This window comes from Methylomonas sp. LW13 (genome assembly GCF_016865255.1).
In the GTDB taxonomy this organism is placed as follows: Bacteria; Pseudomonadota; Gammaproteobacteria; order Methylococcales; family Methylomonadaceae; genus Methylomonas.
The window spans coordinates 2,365,197-2,383,769 of sequence record NZ_CP033381.1 but is presented as its reverse complement, the minus strand read 5'-3'; the positions used below and the strand labels follow the sequence as shown (position 1 = coordinate 2,383,769).

Genomic DNA, 18,573 nt, shown 5'->3' with positions numbered 1-18,573 from the left:
TTAATCTCGCTGCTCTAATGATGGCCCAGCCAGCAGGCGTTGTTGCACCGCCACCAACATAGCGATGGCTTGATCTATGTTAAACGCATCGACCTCGGCGGCAATCGCCTCGAAATCGGCTTCGAACTCGCTTCCGGCCGTACCCTTGCGTAAATCGCCGATTAACGCTTCGGCTGCGCCTAAATCGCTTTCCAACACAGCCATTAAGCGGGTAATTTTAGCGCTTATGGCCTCGACCGATAGCGGTTGTGCCGGCAATGCGGCCGGCGTCGGCGGCGGGGTAAGACTATCGATGTCGGTCATCACTTGTTGCAATAAGTCGCGCAGCTGCTCAATGTGTTCCGCGGCAGGCCGTTGCTGTTGTTTAAGCCCGGCATCAATGCCGGCAATGCACTCGTAAAATGCATTGGCGCCGATATTGCCGGCTACGCCTTTCAAGGAATGACAATAATTTTCAGCGGCCGTGAGATTATCGGTTTGCAATATACGCTGTAATTCGTCTACTGCGTTGGCGTAATGTTCGCGAAACCGTCTGAGTTGTTTACGGTAAGCCGCTTCCTTTCCGCCGATGCGGCGAATACCCTCGCTGACTTGCAAACTTTGCAGGCCCAATAACTCGGGAGAACAAACCACCCGTGCCGGCGCTTCATTGACCGCATAGGTCTCGGCCTGCGTATCGCTAGAAGCGGCAGGCAGCCATTTTGCCAAACAGGAAAACAAGCTTTGCGGTTCCACCGGTTTAGTAATGTGGTCGTTCATGCCGGCCGCCCGGCTTTCTTCGGCATCGCGGGCCATTGCCAACGCGGTCATGGCGATAATCGGCAAACTGGCGAAGCGTTCTCCCCCCGCTTGCCCGGCCAAAGCGCGAATCCGCCGCGTGGCCTCCAGACCGTCCATCACCGGCATCTGGATGTCCATCAATATGCAATCGTACTGATACCGCTGCACCATCGCCAACGCTTCTTCCCCGTTCACCGCCTCATCCGCCGCGATATTCATACTGCGCAACAATTCGACAGCAAATTCGCGATTGATGGCGTTATCTTCTACCAATAAAACGTGGCGGCCAAGCAAATTCGGCGGCGCCTGAGCGGCGGCATACTGCGATTCCTGCCTTTCGAGGACGTCGCCCCGCCCCAATGCCGACAGCATACTATCCAACAGCGACGACGGCGAAACCGGCTTGATCAGAAAACCGTCTACTCCGGCTTGGTGAGCCAGCGACATCACGTCTTCGCGGCCGTATGCGGTGACCATGATCACCTTAGGTTGCAGCACAATGGCCGCATCGGCATGAATCCGCCTAGTGGCTTCGTCGCCATTCATGCCGGGCATCCGCCAGTCCATCAACACCAGATCGAAGGGATGCTCGGCGGCGGTTTCCAGTAAACGAATCGCAGTGGCGCCATCCCCGGCCACGCTGACGTCCAACTGAAAAAATCGCAACATTTCCGCGAGTATTTCTCGGGAAATGTCGTTGTCCTCCACCACCAGCACCCGGATGCCTTTCAGTAACGATCCGGTCTGATCCAGCAATTCCCGGCGACGCGCCTCGGCCTGTTGGGCAATCTGCAGTTGCACCGTGCAACAAATAGTCGTGCCCTGGCCGGGTTGCGAATCTTCCAGCCAGATCCTGCCGCCCATCAGTTCCACCAGGTGTTTGCTAATTGCCAATCCCAAGCCGGTGCCGCCAAACTTCCGGGTAGTGGACTGATCGGCCTGGGTAAATTTCTGAAATAAACGTCCTTGCAACTCACGATCCATGCCGATGCCGGTATCGCGAACCGAAATCTGCAAAATCACCGCGTCAGCCTTTTTGCTGAGCATCCGGAACGCCAATTCCACTTCCCCGCGTTCGGTGAATTTGATGGCATTGCCGCACAGGTTGAGCAGCACCTGTTTTAAGCGTAGCGGATCGCCTCTTAAGGTGGCGGGGATATTCACATCGTAGCGAATTAAAAACTCCACGCCTTTTTGCTCAGCCTGTAGGCCGATAGCATCGGTGAGTTGCTCCAGCACTCTGTCCAGCGCAAACTCGGTAGACTCAAACTCCAGCTTACCGGCTTCGATTTTAGAGAAGTCCAGAATATCGTTGATGATCCCCAACAGCGAATGCGCGGCGCTCTGCGCCTTGGTCAAATGGTTGTGCAAGGTTGAGGGTAAATCCTGCTTCAGCGCCAGATACAACATACCCAGAATCGCATTCATCGGCGTGCGGATTTCGTGGCTCATATTGGCCAGAAACTGGCTCTTCGCCAGCGTAGCGGCTTCCGCAGCCTGCCGGGCTTGTTCCAGTTCTACGGTGCGCGCCGCCACCAGCTCTTCCAGATGGTGGCGATAAGAATCCAGTTCGCTCTCCACCCGTTTTTTCTCGGTAATGTCTTCCTTAATGGCCAGATAGTGAGTGACGGCACCGTCCGCTTGCCTTACCGGCGTGATCTGCGCCCATTCGACGTATTCGCTGCCGTCTTTACGGCGGTTAATCAATTCACCGGACCAGCTTTTACCTTGGGTCAGGGTATGCCACATCTCGTCGTAAGTGGCCTGACCGGTGTGCCCGGATTGCAGGATCCGCGGATTTTGGCGGATGGCTTCCTCGCGGCTATAGCCGGTGACCGCCGTAAAGTGCTGATTGACGTACTCGATTTCCGCTTGCAGATTGGTGATGACGATGCTGTTGGGGCTTTGCTCCACCGCAAGCCACAGTTTGCGCAGTTCCGCTTCCGCCTGTTTCAGTTCGGTAATGTCGGTAATCACCGCTACCCGACAGTCACGCTCGGAAAAATGGATGTCGTGCGAGCGAACGATGATGTCGATTACCCGGCCGTCTTTAAGAAGATGCTGCCACTCGCCGATATAGGCAAAACCGCGCAGACTGGCCGCCAAGCTTGCAATGGCTTGTCGCTGTTGTTCCGGGAACAGATCGGTGAGTTTGAGTGCGACGATTTCAGTTTGGCTGTAGCCATATAACTGGATAAACGCATCATTCACCGCGACCATGGCCAGCGTGCCGCGCTCGTAGACCAACATCGGCGCCGGGTTGTGATCAAAAAGGTGGCGGAATTGTTGCTCGATCTGCTTGCGTTCCGTAATGTCCGACCAAATCAGGGACAAATAATTACGGCCTCTGATTTCAATCACTTTGATGCTGACATGGACATTCAACAATGTACCGTTCTTGTGACGGCGCAAGGTATCGAATTGTGCACCGCCGGCTTGCATGAAATCATCCGCTATCTGGCGAACCTGGGCAGCGTCGAATTCGCCCTGAATATCCGGCAGGCGCAAGCCAGCGAATTCCTCGCGGCTATACCCCAAGTGTTGGCAGGCGGCGTCATTGAATTCGATGAACTCGAAAGTTTCGGCATCAATTAGCGTAATCGCATCGGTGGCCTGCGAGACGATGGCGCTGAAAATCCGCTCGCGATTTCTGGCTTTTTCCTCGATGATCCGGCGTTTTATAAAGCTACTCACCCGTTCCGCCACGGCATCGAGCAAGAGTCGTTCTTCGCCTAAAAACTGATCGTCCGGATGCTCGGGCTGCGGTTGCAGATTAGCGATCGAGATACTGCCGGACGCTATACCATCGATTTGAATGGGTACGGTCAGTAAGCTGCTGGAATTTTTGAAATCGCCGCTGACATAGCTTTGGCCGTCCCATTCCATGCGGGCAGCGGTTGCTTCGGGACAAAGCCAGCCGGCAGGTAATAAGTCAACAACGCGCTGTAGCACCTCCGGCAAAGGCTTTTCTAAATCCTCGGTGGCGCGAAAAACCGCGTGCAGACATTTTTGTTCCTTGATGCGCTCATTTAAGGCGATCTGCGTTGCATGCAGCTGGCTAATATCTCGGGCCATGCCCAGCACGCCGATCAATTTGCCGTCGCAGGAATTAACCGGGGTTTTAATGGTTTCGTAGAGTGCTTTATGCTTGCCGTCGGCATAGCTTATCCAGTCCTGATTGCGGATAGGCTCGCCGGCGGCCATGGCTTTAGCATCCTGTTCGCGGTATTTATCGGCTTGTTCGCGGCTGACAAAATCGTAATCGGTCTTGCCGACGATAAGCTGTTCAGGCTTGCCGTACAGGGGTTCGAAGCTCGGGTTACACAGCAGGTAAACGCCGTCGGGATCTTTCAGCCATATTTTGTCGGGCATGGCCTTTAACAAGGTGCGTAGCAAATCTTCTTTTTCGGCCAAGGTTTCCAAGGCCCTTTGCCGCTCGGAAAAATAGCAGGCTAACGCCATGCCCACTACCGATAGCACCACCATGAAAAACCAATAGTTGATTTCGTGATTATCGCCCAAGCTGGGATCGGTCAGGCCGGAACGTCGCCAAACCAAGCCGAACATGGCCTGTGTGGCGGTAACGACCAAAATCAGCGTGGTAGCGCGGCTGCCAAGACGAACAGCCGCCCAACTGACAAATAGAAATATCCAGTAACTTTTCGCGTAAGCGCCGAGGCTGTCGTGAAACCAGTCGAGAAACACCAACTGCCCCACCAAAAAGTTCAGCGCAATAATCATCATGGCTTCGCTGAACGCTTTAGCCCCCTGCAGCTTGCAGGCACTGTTAGTCCAGACCAAAATCAGCGGCGTAACCAATATCACGCCCAGCGTATCGCCCATCCACCAATGTAGCAGCGAGGAAAGCACAGCTTCCTCGCCGATAAATCCGCCAGCAAACAAAGTCAACGTGCCGATTGCCGCAGTCAACGAACAAGCGACAACGCCGCCTACACTTATCAGCACCAGATAATCGCGCAGCGTTTTCAGAGAACGGTCGAAGCCGCGGATGCGCTGCAGCAACCAAGCGCCGGACCAGGCGCCGAAGGTACTACCGATTGATATGCTGGTCGCGCTCAATAACGCTTTGCCTTGCCACAGATTAAGCGCCAAGGCCCCGATGAATATTGCCCAGAGATAGTGGCGGCCGCCCAGCAAAATGGCCGCCAATGCCAGCCCGCTGGCAATAAAAAACACACTGGCACTGCCATTGGGCGCGAAATACAACAAAGCCAATCTGGCCGTTACGATATAAAGCCCGGCAGCAGCTATCCATCTCAGCCATGCAGGCGCCATTGCTTCACGCATAAACCCTCCTCGTGCTGAGAGTATAGCGACTGCCTGGGGGATTTCTAATTTAAATAGCCCGGCTGCTTATTGGCCGGGTTCTTAAACGTTGTCGCACCCGCGCCGGCGGGAGTGTTTATTTGTAAGTAGGCTTACCATCGCCAAAGGCGTTTAAAGACACTTCAAAGTAGAAGAAATTACTCGGTTCGTTGGTATAAGAGCCCTGCCCGCCTTGCGACACGCCTACGGCTCTGGCTTCGGTAAAGTCGCCAGGGGTAAATCGTGCATAGCTCATGCTCCAATCCACATAGGCATTCAGTTTATGGCGCAGGCGAATATCAAACTCGTGTCCCAGGAAAGTCCCGCTGCGGCCCGTGGTGTCGCGCAAACCGGCCCGGTTCCAGCCACCGGCCGCACTTTCCTCCCAGTAAGCGTTGTAGCCGGTATCGATACGCACGTCTTTGTAAGGCGAAAACTCCAGTCTGGCCTTCGGCGCGATGATATTGTCCCAGGAGAAATAATCATTCCGCGACCAGGGTTGGTTAAAGCCGTAGAACGCATCGAAGCGTTGATTGATGTTGTCGCCGGCGTTTTTATCGCCCGTGCCGTAACCGTAATAGAGACTGGCGCGGGGTTTCCAATCGTGGTCGAAGCTGTAACCTAATTCCAAGGAGTAGGCCAAGGCGTCGTGCTGGCGTAAGGTCTCCCGCGTCCCGGACAAGGAGCCGAAGCGCCCGAATTGCTTATTGATGTCGGCATCGAAATCAAAGCCGCCGCCGAAAAAGCCGTAAGCTCTAAGACCCGGCGCATAAATATCCATACTGGCCTTGCGATTGGCTGCCACCCGGTTGGCGGGATCACCGTCGGTTTTGCGCCCCAAGAAATAAGGCTGGATGGTGACAAACTCGGACCATTGTTTCAGGCTGAGTACGGCGCCGTAGATCCAGGTGTCTTCATCCGGTTGGTCGAATTCGTATTTGTAGCGCTCCACCGGTTGCAAGGCAAAAGTATCCAAATCCCAGTCATTCTGCTTCTTGCCGAAGTGTACTCGGTAACCTTCGAAGTTGTTGGTGGTGTTACGGAACTCGTTGTTACCAATCAAACGCCTATCCAGCAATTCCAAGTGCATACGGCCGGCACGAATACTGAGGGGCCGGTTATGGCCTAAGGCATTGGCGAAATACAACTCACCATAGCCCTGGATCATCTCAAACTCGTTCACATCGGCATCGGTTTTCGGGTACAAACCGTTATAACTGCGCGCATCCTCCATTTCGACCGCAAAGCGTAACGGATCGAGGATTTCTTTGATGCCGACGTAGGCGCGGGTCCTCAGCAGCCACAGGTTATCGGCATCGGGCCGCCACTCTGAGGTGCCTGAGCGTTGCGGCCTGAAGTCGTTTTCGCGGTATTCGTAGCGGGTCCGAAAATCCAGCCCGACATCCAGCCATTTCACATCGCGAAATTGCTCGAACTGGGTTTTACTCAAATTGCGCACGTACAAAGGCGGATCGGTTGGCGCAGGTTCGACGCGATAGCCTTTGGTCGGGACATAATAATCTTCGGCGTTGACCAGGACCGGCCAAGCCAGCAACAAGCCAAGTGCACCTGCTGCCCGTACTGTATAAATTAAAGGTCGTTTCATGTGGGTAACTGTGGGTTTAGAGTAGTTAATGGCCGGTACACAAAAAGATTCTGCTCATCTCGCCGTCCTTTGGCTGAGTGGCAACAAGCGAACAACTATTTAGCGGCGTTAGCCTTAGTCTAGTTGGAACCCGCTTATACAGAATCTTTTTGCTGGCCCAGCCGAAAACGTTCGCGCTTATCGATCTGGACGATGCGGCCGTCGTGAATCACGACTTCAACCGAGCCAAACCGAATATCCTGCACAATCGTCGCAATTTGCAATGCAATCTCCTTGTTATCGCCTTGCTTCAATGCATGGCCGTTAAGTTCAATCGCCATATAGCCTCCTGAGGTATGGTGGGTTATCGTGGTTTGATGAATCCTTGTCTTGGCAGCATTAGCGCCAATGACCGTGGACAAATGGTAAGAAAACCACAAAGCGATTGAAAACGATATAAACAGAAATATATATCTGTTAATTGGATATATGACATGGCGAATATTTACCTTCCCATCCTGGCCGCAATAGCCAAAATTCGCCCGCTTGTTATCTAAATAAAAGATTATCAATTCAATTTATATCATTTCCGTTGGCATTTAAGTTTCTCTATCCTGTCAGCACCTACTGACTGTTTCCAGAGAAACACCATGACCCAAAGCAATATCATGCCGGGCTTTCGACCGGCACTGGCCTACACCTTGTTCTACCTTGGACTGGTGGTTCTGATCCCATTAAGCACCCTGGTATTTAAGAGCTTGCAACTAGGTTGGGGCGAGTATCTGGACATCATTAGCAATAATCGAGTGGTATCGTCGTTTCGGGTCAGCTTCGGCACGTCGCTGATTGCCGCCTTGGTGGCCGGCGTATTCGGATTTGTCATCGCCTGGGTGTTGGTGCGCTATCCCTTTCCCGGCAAGCGCTTTTTAGACGCTTTAATTGACCTACCGTTTGCCTTACCGACGGCAGTGGCCGGCGTGATCCTGGCAACCATCTTTCAGCCCAGCGGCATGCTAGGTAAATGGTTGATGAGCTCATTGGGCGTGCAAGTGGCTTACAAGCCGCTGGGGATTGTGGTGGCGTTAATTTTTATTGGCATCCCCTTCGTAGTGCGAACCGTCGAGCCGGTATTGCAGGAATTTGATACCACAATGGAAGAAGCCGCATCCAGTCTGGGCGCTACTCGCTTGCAAGTGTTTGCGCAGGTGATCTTTCCCAACATTTTTCCGGCGCTGTTGACCGGCGTATCGCTGGCGTTTGCCCGCGGGGTTGGCGAGTACGGTTCGGTGATCTTTATCGCCGGCAATCTGCCTTATGTCTCGGAAATTGTCCCGCTGTTGATCATCACCAAACTGGAGCAGTACCAATATGCCGGGGCGACGGCGATTGCACTGACGATGCTGCTAGTGTCGTTTTTGTTGCTACTGATCGTTAATTTATTGCAGCTCTGGGCGCGCCGCCGCTCCGGGCAAATTTAGGAGGCATCATGCACGCCAATGTTCATGTGATTAGCGACGCCACCGGCCAAGCACACTTCAAAGCACTGCACGATCCATTTTGGGTGCGCTGGGGCCTGGTCGGCATCGCGGTAGGTTTTATTGTGTTGTTTCTGTGCGTCCCGCTAGGTTTGGTGTTGTATCAGGCGTTCTCCAAAGGTTGGCAAGCCTATTGGACAGCGCTGGCGCAACCGGATGCCATCGCCGCGATGCAGCTGACCTTGCTGGTGGCATTGATCACCGTGCCGCTGAATACCGTATTCGGCGTCGCCGCAGCCTGGGCCATCACCCGTTTCGAGTTTTGGGGCAAAAGCTTATTGACCACCTTGATCGATTTGCCGTTCTCGGTATCGCCGGTTATTTCGGGACTGATTTTTGTGCTGATGTTCGGCGCCCAAGGCTGGTTCGGACATTGGTTTTCCGAGCATGACATTAAAGTGATATTCGCGGTGCCCGGCATCGTGCTCGCAACCATCTTTATCACCTTTCCTTTTGTGGCGCGCGAACTGATTCCGCTGATGCAGGAAATGGGCAACGAGGAAGAAGAAGCAGCGCTATCGCTGGGTGCCAGCGGCTGGCAGACATTCTTTAAAGTGACTTTACCCAATATCAAATGGGCCTTGCTGTACGGCGTGTTGCTTTGCAATGCCAGGGCGATGGGCGAATTCGGCGCGGTATCCGTGGTATCCGGCCATATTCGCGGCGTGACCAACACCCTGCCCTTGCATGTGGAAGTCAGTTACAACGATTACGACGTGATCGGCGCATTTTCCAGCGCCTCGATATTAGCCTGCCTGGCCATCGTTACGCTGGTTTTGAAAAGCGTTTTGGAATGGAAGCAGGCCAGAGCCTAAAGACGAAAATACGCCGACATTCTGAGGCGTTTAACATCCGGTATTGAGATAAAAACATGAGTATTCTGCTAAACAACATCAGCAAAAACTTCGGCAAATTTGCCGCCTTATACGACGTCAACCTGGAAATTCCGGAAGGCGAGCTGGTGGCCTTGCTGGGCCCATCCGGCTGCGGCAAAACCACCTTGTTACGGATCATCGCCGGCCTGGAAACCCCGGATTTCGGCCGGGTACTGCTCAGCGGCGAAGATAAGACCGAGCAACATGTCAGCCGGCGCGGGATTGGTTTTGTGTTTCAACATTACGCCTTGTTCCGGCATATGACGGTGTTCGACAACATCGCCTTCGGTTTGCGGGTCAAGCCACGCAAGGAACGGCCTACCGAAGCCTTTATCAGCAAAAAAGTGCATTCTTTGTTGGAGTTGGTACAACTGGATTGGCTGGCCGACCGCTTCCCGGATCAATTGTCAGGTGGCCAACGGCAGCGGATAGCTTTAGCTAGAGCCCTGGCGGTAGAGCCCAGCGTATTGTTACTGGACGAACCGTTCGGTGCATTGGATGCCAGCGTGCGCAAAGATCTGCGGCAATGGCTGCGCAATCTGCATCAGGAACTCCATGTCACCAGTATTTTTGTGACCCACGATCAGGAAGAAGCCATGGAAGTGGCCAGCCAAGTCGTCGTATTGAATCAAGGCCGTATCGAGCAACAAGGCGCCCCGGCGGATATTTACGATCACCCGGCCAATGCCTTTGTCTCTAAATTCATCGGGCAAACCAACGTCTTCGATCTATCGGAAACCGAAAGCAACTGGCTGCAACGTGCAGGGATTCTGGCGGAAAAACCGCAAGGCATCTTCGCGCACGTCCGCCCGCATCATATCGACATCGTCAAAGCCGAAGAAGCCTCCGGCTCGCCGGTAACCTTGAAGGACTGGCAACATCTGGGCGCGACGATACGCATCGAACTGTTCAATCCGCAACATAACGGTTCCGGTGCGACGCTGTTTGCGGAGATGCCCAACGAACGCTTCAAACAACTGAATTTAAACAAGGGCGACCGCGTGGCGGTGCATATCAAACAAGCGCATTGGTTTAATTGACAGCACCCCTCATAGTTCGGGCTATGCCAAACATAGCCCGGTACCGGCATTTGACCCGGTTCGCGATTGTTGCCCATCGCTCAAATCACCCCATGGAAAGACCGATATGAATCTAAATCAGCTTGAATTATTGCGCGTCCTCAAAGACACCCAGTTCAACCAATCCAAAGCCGCGGAAATCATGCATGTGGTGCAGTCGGCCGCCAGCCGACAGTTACAATTATTGGAGGAGGAATTGGGCTCGCCGCTCTACGAACGCCACGGCAAAAAACTGCTGGGTTTGACACCGCTGGGCGAGCAGGTCATGGAGCAGGTAGACAGAATCAATCAAGCCAAAAAGAACATCTTGTCGATAGCCGACGACTTTCGGGAGAATCGCAACGGCGCCTTGCATATCGCCACCACCCATACTCAAGCAAAATACTTGCTGCCGGAACCGGTGCAAAAATTCCGGGAGAAATATCCGGGCATCACCATTTACATGGTGCAATCCTCGCCACAAGAATTAATAGAGCAGCTCCATCAGCATCGGGCCGATATTGCCATCTGCACCGAAAAGCTGGACGAGGACGAGAAACTGGTCGTCAAATCCTGCTACGAATGGCAACACATCGCCGTAGTGCCGCGCCATCACCCCTTGGCGCAAGGCGATGTGACCTTGGGCCGGCTGGCCGCATTTCCGATTTTGACTTACTCGCAAGGCTATACCGGCCGTTCGACCATCGAAAAAGCCTTTAAGAACGCCGGCAAGGAACTGGACATAACGCTGTCCGCCGCCGATTCCGACATTATCAAAACCTATGTCAGATTGGGTTTAGGCGTGGGGATTATCGCCGGTACGTCTTACGAAGCGCGCAACGACAATGATTTGGTCGCCAGGGATTTATCGCACCTGATCCCGCGTTCGGTGACGAAAATCGCCTATTTGAAGCAATTATATCTACCCACTTATTTGCAATATTTCATTAACGAGCTGCTTGCCAAAGCCGCCAAGGAGCATGAATATTAAAATCCGGCACGAATTTCGGTTTTGATTTCGATATTTATCATAAGAACCGCCGTAAAAATTTCGACTTTGCGATCCTTCACGCAAAAACAAAGACTTACAAACCGCCCAACCACCGCCGCAAGCTCCTTGCACCGAGGTAAATCATATTTTTAGATTTATATATCTCAAATAGGCATTACAGATAACCGAACCAATCGAACCTGTATTGACAGCCTTCGTTTAAACCAAGTACTTTAAAAAAAATCGCTGACCGGACCACCGGAAGCCAGTACGCCTGAATTGATAAGCAGGCTGCTGGCTTTTTTTTTGGCCCGCAGAAATCCGACAGGGAGTAATACCGTCATGACGCATTGGTATCCAGATAACTCGCAATCAATAGGCAAAACCCCATTAGTCCGGCTAAACCGCATTACCGACGGCGCGCCGGTGACTTTGCTGGCTAAAATCGAAGGCCGCAATCCAGCCTATTCCGTGAAATGCCGCATCGGCGCGGCGATGATTAACGACGCCCAGCAACGCGGCTTGCTGACCGACGGCAAAGAACTGATAGAACCCACCAGCGGCAATACCGGCATCGCCCTAGCCTTCATAGCCGCCGCGCGCGGCATTCCACTAACGCTCACCATGCCGGAAACCATGAGTCTGGAACGGCGCAAATTATTGGTGGCTTATGGCGCCAAACTGGTCCTCACCGAAGGCGCCAAGGGCATGAAAGGCGCGATAGCCAAAGCCGAAGAAATTGCCGCGTCCGATCCGGACCGCTATGTACTGCTGCAACAATTTAAAAATCCCGCCAACCCCAGCATCCACGAACTCACGACTGGCCCGGAAATCTGGACCGACAGTGACGGTGCCATCGACATTTTAGTCTCCGGCGTCGGCACCGGCGGCACCATTACCGGCGTTTCGCGCTATATCAAATTCAAGCAGCGCAAACCTATCGTTTCCATTGCGGTGGAACCTGAGGCCAGCCCGGTACTGAGCCAATTCCGAGCCGGCGAACCGCTACAACCGGCACCACACAAGATTCAAGGCATAGGCGCCGGCTTCGTGCCGGATGTGCTGGATTTGTCCCTGGTTGACGAAATCGCTCTGGTGAGCAATGACGATGCCATAGCCTATGCCCGCCGTCTGGCGCGCGAGGAAGGCATCTTGGCCGGCATTTCCTGCGGTGCGGCAGTGGCCGCCGCGGTACGGGTGGCAAAGCGTCCGGAACACGAAGGCAAAACCATTGTGGTCATTTTGCCGGACTCCGGCGAGCGCTATTTGAGCTCGGCCTTGTTCGAAGGCCTGTTTGACCCGCAAGGTGTAGCGCTATGACCTTAAGCGAACACGGCCAACGCTGGGAAATCGATGCTCTGGTTGCAGAACTGCGCGAACTGCGCCTGCAATCCCTGGAAAACCGGCATCGCCGCGAGCATCCGCCCAAATTGCCTTCCCGTAAGATTTTGAGCCAAATCGTCGACAACTTGGGCGCGGCGCTGTTCCCAAACCGACTAGGAATGCCCGACCTGACTGACGAAGGCATCGATTATTTCGTCGGCCACACGCTGGATAGTCTGCTACGGCAATTGCAACGGCAAATCGGCCTGGAATTGCAATTTGTCGCCGAACAGCAAGGCCTATCCCTGGATACTCGCAGCCAAGCGACAGACATCACCCGGCAGTTTGCGGCCCAGTTGCCTGCTGTGCGGCAATTGATCGACACAGATATTCAAGCTGCCTACGAGGGCGACCCCGCCGCGCGTTGCGCCGATGAAGTGTTGGTTTGCTATCCAGGCATCACCGCGGTGATTCATCACCGACTAGCGCATGTGCTGTACCAATTGGGTCTGCCGTTGGTGGCGCGCGTGATCAGCGAAGTTGCGCATTCCGCCACTGGGATCGACATCCATCCGGGCGCGCAAATCGGCGAAAGCTTTTTTATCGATCACGGCACCGGCGTGGTAATCGGCGAAACCGCGGTCATTGGCCGGCGGGTGCGTTTATATCAAGCAGTCACGCTGGGCGCCAAACGCTTTGACAAGGACGACAACGGCATTCTGGTTAAGGGTAACGCCCGCCACCCCATCGTCGAAGACGACGTGGTGATTTATGCCGGTGCCACAATTTTGGGCCGCATCACGATAGGCCGGGGTTCGACGATAGGCGGCAACGTCTGGCTCACCCACAGCGTGCCGCCGGACAGCCTGGTAAGCCAGGGCCAGTATCGGACCGAAGTATTTGCCGGCGGCGGCGGGATTTAAGACTCAACGGCAAATCGGCACTTTTTCAAACCAACATTCATTAATCCGTCACTAAAAACACTTTAACCAACCACCACCCACTAAGAAAGGAAAATCACCATGTCAGACATTCATCAAGCCCATACCGCGTTAGGCGACGTCGCTGCGCGCACCTTATCCAACGCCACCAAAACCGTGCCCATGATGGGTACGATCACGCCTCGCTGGCTGGTGCATTTGATGCACTGGGTACCAGTCGAAGCGGGTATTTACCGGGTCAACAAAGTTAAAAGCGAAACCAGCATCGCCGTCGACTGCTCCAGCCTCGATGAAAAAGTGCTGCCGCAAACCTATGTGGATTACGAAGAATGGGGCCGCGAATATCGCTTGAACGCCGTCAACACCGTACTGGACGTTCACACCCGCGTCGCTGATTTGTACAGCAGCCCTTACAACCAAATCCACGAACAGTTGCGTTTGACTATCGAAACCGTCAAAGAGCGTCAAGAAAGCGAGCTGATCAACAATGCCGAATACGGCTTGTTAAACAACGTCGCGCCCGCGCAAAAAGTACAAACCCGTAAAGGCTCGCCAACTCCTGACGATCTGGACGAGTTGATTGCCCGAGTCTGGAAAGAACCCGCCTTCTTCCTGGCCCACCCACGCGCCATCGCCGCCTTCGGCCGCGAAGCTACCCGCCGCGGCACACCACCGCCAACCATCTCCATGTTCGGTTCGCAATTTTTAACTTGGCGCGGCCTGCCTTTGATTCCGACCGACAAGCTAAAAATCACCAACGGCAAAACCAATATCCTGCTGTTGCGCACCGGCGAAAGCCGTCAAGGCGTAGTCGGTTTGTATCAACCCAATCTGACCGACGAACTGAGCATGGGCCTGTCCGTGCGTTTCATGGGCATCAACCACAAAGCTATCGCCTCCTATCTGGTATCGCTGTATTGCTCGCTGGCGGTGTTGACCGAGGACGCCATCGGCGTATTGGAGAACGTCGAAATAGGCAACTACTATGACTACCAATAACAGTGATCTGGCTGGCCTGGCGCAACAAGCGCTGAGCGGCGGCACCGTGCCCGCGGGCTTGCCGGATGCCGCCGAATTGACGCGCTTGGCCAATCAGATTTTCCTGGAAGTGCCTAATGCTGGCGAAGCCATCGATACCGTGCCGGTCTCGGCGGCAACTGCCGTACCGTTTAATAACGTCAGCTCCGGTTTCGACTCCCGGCCCGGCATTGACGACACGGCTATCTCAGCCCTGGTGCAACGCAGTTTTGCTTTGCCTGGTACAGCGGATTTGCAAACGGCCCTTGCCACACCGTTTGGTAAAAGCCAACCCACCACGCCCAGCGCTTCATCGTTTTATTTTTTAAACGACGTATCGGCATTGGCTCGCGCGGCGCAAATACCGGGTTTAGGTTCTGCGCATCCGCCATTTGATGTGCATGCAGTGCGGCGAGACTTTCCGATTTTGCAAGAGCGCGTAAACGGTTATCGGCTGGCCTGGCTGGATAACGCCGCGACCACGCAAAAGCCGCAGGTAGTGATTGATCGGATTTCCGAGTTTTATCAGCACGAAAACTCCAACATCCACCGGGCCGCGCATGAATTAGCGGCACGAGCTACCGATGCCTATGAAGGCGCACGACAAATCGTCGCGCGTTTTATCAATGCCTCGTCCGCCGATGAAGTGGTGTTCGTGCGTGGCGCTACCGAAGCCATCAACCTGGTTGCCAAAAGTTGGGGCAAGCAAAACATTGGCGCGGGTGACGAAATTGTCATCAGCTGGCTGGAACATCACGCCAACATCGTGCCCTGGCAGCAATTGTGCGCGGAGACCGGAGCGGTACTCAGAGTCATTCCGGTCGATGATAACGGCCAAGTGATTTTGTCCGAATATCAAAAACTGCTGAATGCCAAAACCAAGCTGGTGTCGTTTACCCAGGTCTCTAATGCCTTGGGCACCGTCACGCCGGCGCAAGAAATGATCGAACTGGCTCATAGGGCCGGCGCTAAAGTATTGCTGGACGGCGCGCAATCGGTGTCGCATTTAAAGGTTGATGTACAGTCCTTGGATTGCGATTGGCTGGCATTCTCCGGACATAAGATCTTCGGTCCGACCGGTATCGGCGTGCTGTACGGCAAGGCGGAAGTTCTGGAGGCTACTCAACCTTGGCAAGGCGGCGGGAATATGATCGAAGACGTCACCTTCGAGAAAACCGTCTACCAACCGGCACCCGCCAAATTTGAAGCCGGCACCGGCAATATTGCCGATGCGGTGGGTTTGGGTGCGGCGCTGGAATACCTAAACAAGATCGGTATCGAAAATGTAGCCCGCTACGAGCATGAGTTGCTGGTTTACGCCATGCATGCGTTACAGGCCATTCCCGGACTGCGGTTGATCGGCACCGCGCCGGAAAAAACCAGCGTGGCGTCGTTCGTGATAGACGGTCATAGCACTCAAGATATTGGTAAAGCCTTGAATGAGGCCGGCATCGCCGTGCGCTCCGGCCATCATTGCGCACAGCCCATTTTGCGCCGCTTTGGCTTGGAAAGTACCGTAAGACCCTCGTTGGCGTTTTATAACACTTACGAGGAAATCGATAGGTTAACGGCAACCCTAAAACGGTTGCAGTGCACTTCTCGGCGATTTTAGCCTACCATTTTGGGGTCAAGGCGGCATACAGTCTTGACCTCAAATATTCGCGCTGGACATGCCAACCTATTTTTAACAGCATTTTCAATGTGAGGAAGTGCGAAAAAGCCGCTATAAAACCATCTTGGTTCTCGGGCCTTATATCTAAACGTATCGGTAACGCCAATTATCCTGGCGTTACCGAGCATTTATCTTAACTACGGGTTTCCGTAGCCAGTTCCAGCGCCGACTGCGGTCCGGCCGCCTTGCGTTTTTTTGGCTTAAAGGTTTTGACCAGTCTTTTCCATCCAACCACCAGCGAACTGGCGCCCAATACCAAACCGAAACCCACCCAAGTCAACATCCAGGCATCCCAGATCGGCCGGTGATACAGCCAACCGAAATCCCAATGATGCAACCCCGAATACAGCCAACGAAACACCCGGCGACTGCGATCCAGCTTAGCTAACAAGCTACCGTCTTGCGGATCCAGATAAAACCGTGTGCCGGCTGCGTCCGCCAGCTGTACCGCTACCACCGGCAGGGGCTTTTCCACCAAGCTTTGATAATGCCGCGGGTAATAATAGCTATCGTAATCGTCCAGCAATTCCTGGCTGGCGATGGGCATATCTTCTGCCACACGCTGAATCGCCTCGGTTACCGAGATTTTATTGAATTGGTGAACCGCCCCATCCACCGCTTGCGGCAATCGCTGACCATCGCGACCATAGGCCAATAACACCGCTTCGCCGCCCAAACGCCGCCAACCCAACTCGACGATGTCCTTACCCTCGGCCGTATTCAGCGGGCCGGGTTGCCAATTGCGCATCGCGTCGGGTAACACCTTGCCCAAATAACGGTTCAGCTCTTGCCGGGACGGATTGGCTTCGGAAAATAATTTGCCGGGATTGGTATCGATAAATCCGCTCAGCGCCCAAGACAGCGCCACGGTCCCGCCGATCAAACCGCTCCAGAAATGCCATTTAAACCAAAACTCGCGGTAGGGTTGCGTGCGGCCTTGCGAGTAAGTGGGCTTGCCGTTAAATCCCGGCCGCCAGCGCAACCAACCGATAATCAAACCGGTGATGCACGCAATAGTCGCGCCCAAGCCCGACCATAATTGCACATCGTGGCGATATTGCCCCAGACCGATAGCTTCCAGAGGTTTGAATAAATGCAGCCAGTTGCCGGCATAGTAAAACGCCCTATCGACGCGGGTCGAAGCATGCAGCACTTCGCCGGTACGCGCCGAAATCAACAACTCGTCGCCGTCGTCACTAGCTACCCGATGAAACGGCCGCAAAGCCTCCTGATTGCGCAGAATAATCGGCGCTTCCACCGTTTCCACTACTTGCAAATTATGGTTAATACCCTCGCGCTTGAACCAGTCGTCGGCGATGCGTAACGCCTGCTCCACTGAAGTTTCGCGCAAGCTGCCGTCCAGTGCGGACAACGCAAAACGCGCGCCTTGGGTATCTTCCACCAGCCAAAACGGCTCGTCGTTCCGTCTTACCAAGCGGGCATCGGCTATACCGGCAGTCTGTTCGGCGCTATTACCTATCTCGGCTTTTGCTTGCGCGCCATGTTCGCCCATGTTGGCCGGCTTGGATTGATGTTGCACGGCAAACAGCTTGCGTTGTTCGGCACTGCGGTCCCAGGCTTCGCCAAGGCTCAACCAGCCTACTTCCGGTGCTAGGCTTTCCGCGTGCGCCAATTGCTGGCTGCGGCTTTGTGTGGTCGGCGTCGAATAAATAATCGCGATGCCGGTAAAAAACCAGAAAAACATGAACAAAGCCAACACCACCCCCAGCCAGCGATGGGTTTCATATAACAACCAATTCAAAGACTTTTTCATTGCCGCCCTCCTAAACGCCCTTTGTTGATGACACTATCCGTTGAAAACTACTTTGCACTTCGCCCCCTAAACCCTTCCTTAAACCCATATTGACCTGCCTGCGCGGACTTACCCAAACCTTGCACAATCTCCAGGGCCTTTTCGACATTTTCGGCCGGTTGCAAGTCGCCGACGCTGGCGACGATCCTGCCGTCCGCCGCCACCACAAACGTGGTCCGGGCGATAGCGCCGTGATTGACTTGTACGCCGCGGCTGTCCAAGCGCCCGGTTTTCGATTCATCCACGCTCAAGCCGTAAGCATTGGCGATCTTGCCGTCCGCATCCGAGGCCACCGGAAATTTACTGGCGCAGTAATCAGGATCGGCCGAGAACTCGTTCAACCGCTCGATGCTATCCAAAGACACGCCCACAATCGTCGCACCGGCGGCGGCGAATTTGTCGTGATTGATCGCAAAGGTTCTTGCCTGAATATTGCAGCCGCGCCCGTAAGCGGTCGGATAGAAATACACCACCACCGGACCTTTGCCGCGCGCTTCCTTCAAGGAATAGGCAAACGGCTTGCCGGCAAACGAGGCTTGGGTCTGGAAATCCGGTGCCACATCGCCTTCTTGCAAGCCGGCCAGTGCCGAGAACGCGACTAACAGCAATAGTGCGCTACCCAGGAAAAAACGTTTCATATCAACTCCGTAAAAAGGA

At 54.2% G+C, this 18,573-nt stretch carries 13 protein-coding genes; 8 read left to right on the top strand and 5 right to left on the bottom strand.

What is annotated here, in order from left to right; translation table 11 throughout:
- The 3 genes from JL719_RS10715 to JL719_RS10705 all read right to left on the bottom strand — a co-directional run bounded on the left by JL719_RS10715 (position 1) and on the right by JL719_RS10705 (position 7,032).
- Positions 1-5,088 carry a PAS domain S-box protein gene (locus JL719_RS10715; protein WP_051669908.1) on the bottom strand — a complete coding sequence of 1,696 codons (5,088 nt, stop codon included), beginning with the start codon at positions 5,086-5,088 and terminating at the stop codon, positions 1-3.
- Positions 5,089-5,203: 115 nt separating this feature from the next.
- The gene (locus tag JL719_RS10710; RefSeq protein ID WP_084153261.1) at positions 5,204-6,712 is read right to left on the bottom strand and encodes an alginate export family protein; all 1,509 of its coding nucleotides are present in this window, start codon (positions 6,710-6,712) and stop codon (positions 5,204-5,206) included.
- A gap of 134 nt (positions 6,713-6,846) precedes the next feature.
- On the bottom strand, positions 6,847-7,032 hold the full coding sequence (locus tag JL719_RS10705) for a YezD family protein (RefSeq protein WP_033156391.1): 186 nt from the start codon (positions 7,030-7,032) through the stop codon (positions 6,847-6,849).
- Positions 7,033-7,341: 309 nt separating this feature from the next.
- Here JL719_RS10705 and cysT point away from each other — a divergent pair, with 309 nt between their 5' ends.
- From cysT to JL719_RS10665, 8 genes are all read left to right on the top strand, one after another.
- A complete protein-coding gene (gene cysT, locus JL719_RS10700; protein WP_033156392.1) occupies positions 7,342-8,169 on the top strand; it encodes a sulfate ABC transporter permease subunit CysT in 828 nt (275 codons plus the stop codon).
- An 8-nt stretch (positions 8,170-8,177) separates the two neighbouring features.
- Positions 8,178-9,041: a sulfate ABC transporter permease subunit CysW gene (cysW, locus tag JL719_RS10695; RefSeq protein ID WP_033156393.1), complete on the top strand. Its 864-nt coding sequence runs from the start codon at positions 8,178-8,180 to the stop codon at positions 9,039-9,041.
- Positions 9,042-9,097: 56 nt separating this feature from the next.
- On the top strand, positions 9,098-10,141 hold the full coding sequence (locus tag JL719_RS10690) for a sulfate/molybdate ABC transporter ATP-binding protein (protein ID WP_033156394.1): 1,044 nt from the start codon (positions 9,098-9,100) through the stop codon (positions 10,139-10,141).
- A 106-nt stretch (positions 10,142-10,247) separates the two neighbouring features.
- Positions 10,248-11,150 (top strand): LysR substrate-binding domain-containing protein, encoded by a 903-nt coding sequence (locus JL719_RS10685; RefSeq protein ID WP_033156395.1) that lies wholly within the window; start codon positions 10,248-10,250, stop codon positions 11,148-11,150.
- A 342-nt stretch (positions 11,151-11,492) separates the two neighbouring features.
- The gene (cysK, locus tag JL719_RS10680; RefSeq protein ID WP_033156396.1) at positions 11,493-12,470 is read left to right on the top strand and encodes a cysteine synthase A; all 978 of its coding nucleotides are present in this window, start codon (positions 11,493-11,495) and stop codon (positions 12,468-12,470) included.
- Positions 12,467-13,396: a serine O-acetyltransferase EpsC gene (epsC, locus tag JL719_RS10675; protein WP_033156397.1), complete on the top strand. Its 930-nt coding sequence runs from the start codon at positions 12,467-12,469 to the stop codon at positions 13,394-13,396. Before cysK ends, epsC begins: the two co-directional genes overlap by 4 nt.
- Positions 13,397-13,495: 99 nt before the next feature.
- On the top strand, positions 13,496-14,413 hold the full coding sequence (locus tag JL719_RS10670) for a family 2A encapsulin nanocompartment shell protein (RefSeq protein ID WP_020481377.1): 918 nt from the start codon (positions 13,496-13,498) through the stop codon (positions 14,411-14,413).
- Positions 14,400-16,043: a family 2A encapsulin nanocompartment cargo protein cysteine desulfurase gene (locus tag JL719_RS10665; protein ID WP_033156398.1), complete on the top strand. Its 1,644-nt coding sequence runs from the start codon at positions 14,400-14,402 to the stop codon at positions 16,041-16,043. Before JL719_RS10670 ends, JL719_RS10665 begins: the two co-directional genes overlap by 14 nt.
- Positions 16,044-16,236: 193 nt before the next feature.
- Here the strand turns inward: JL719_RS10665 and JL719_RS10660 are convergent, their stop codons facing one another.
- Complete coding sequence (locus JL719_RS10660; protein WP_033156399.1) at positions 16,237-17,877, bottom strand: PepSY domain-containing protein; 1,641 nt, start codon at positions 17,875-17,877, stop codon at positions 16,237-16,239.
- 47 nt (positions 17,878-17,924) lie between these two features.
- Positions 17,925-18,554: a peroxiredoxin gene (locus tag JL719_RS10655; protein ID WP_051669912.1), complete on the bottom strand. Its 630-nt coding sequence runs from the start codon at positions 18,552-18,554 to the stop codon at positions 17,925-17,927.
- Positions 18,555-18,573: the final 19 nt, after the last annotated feature.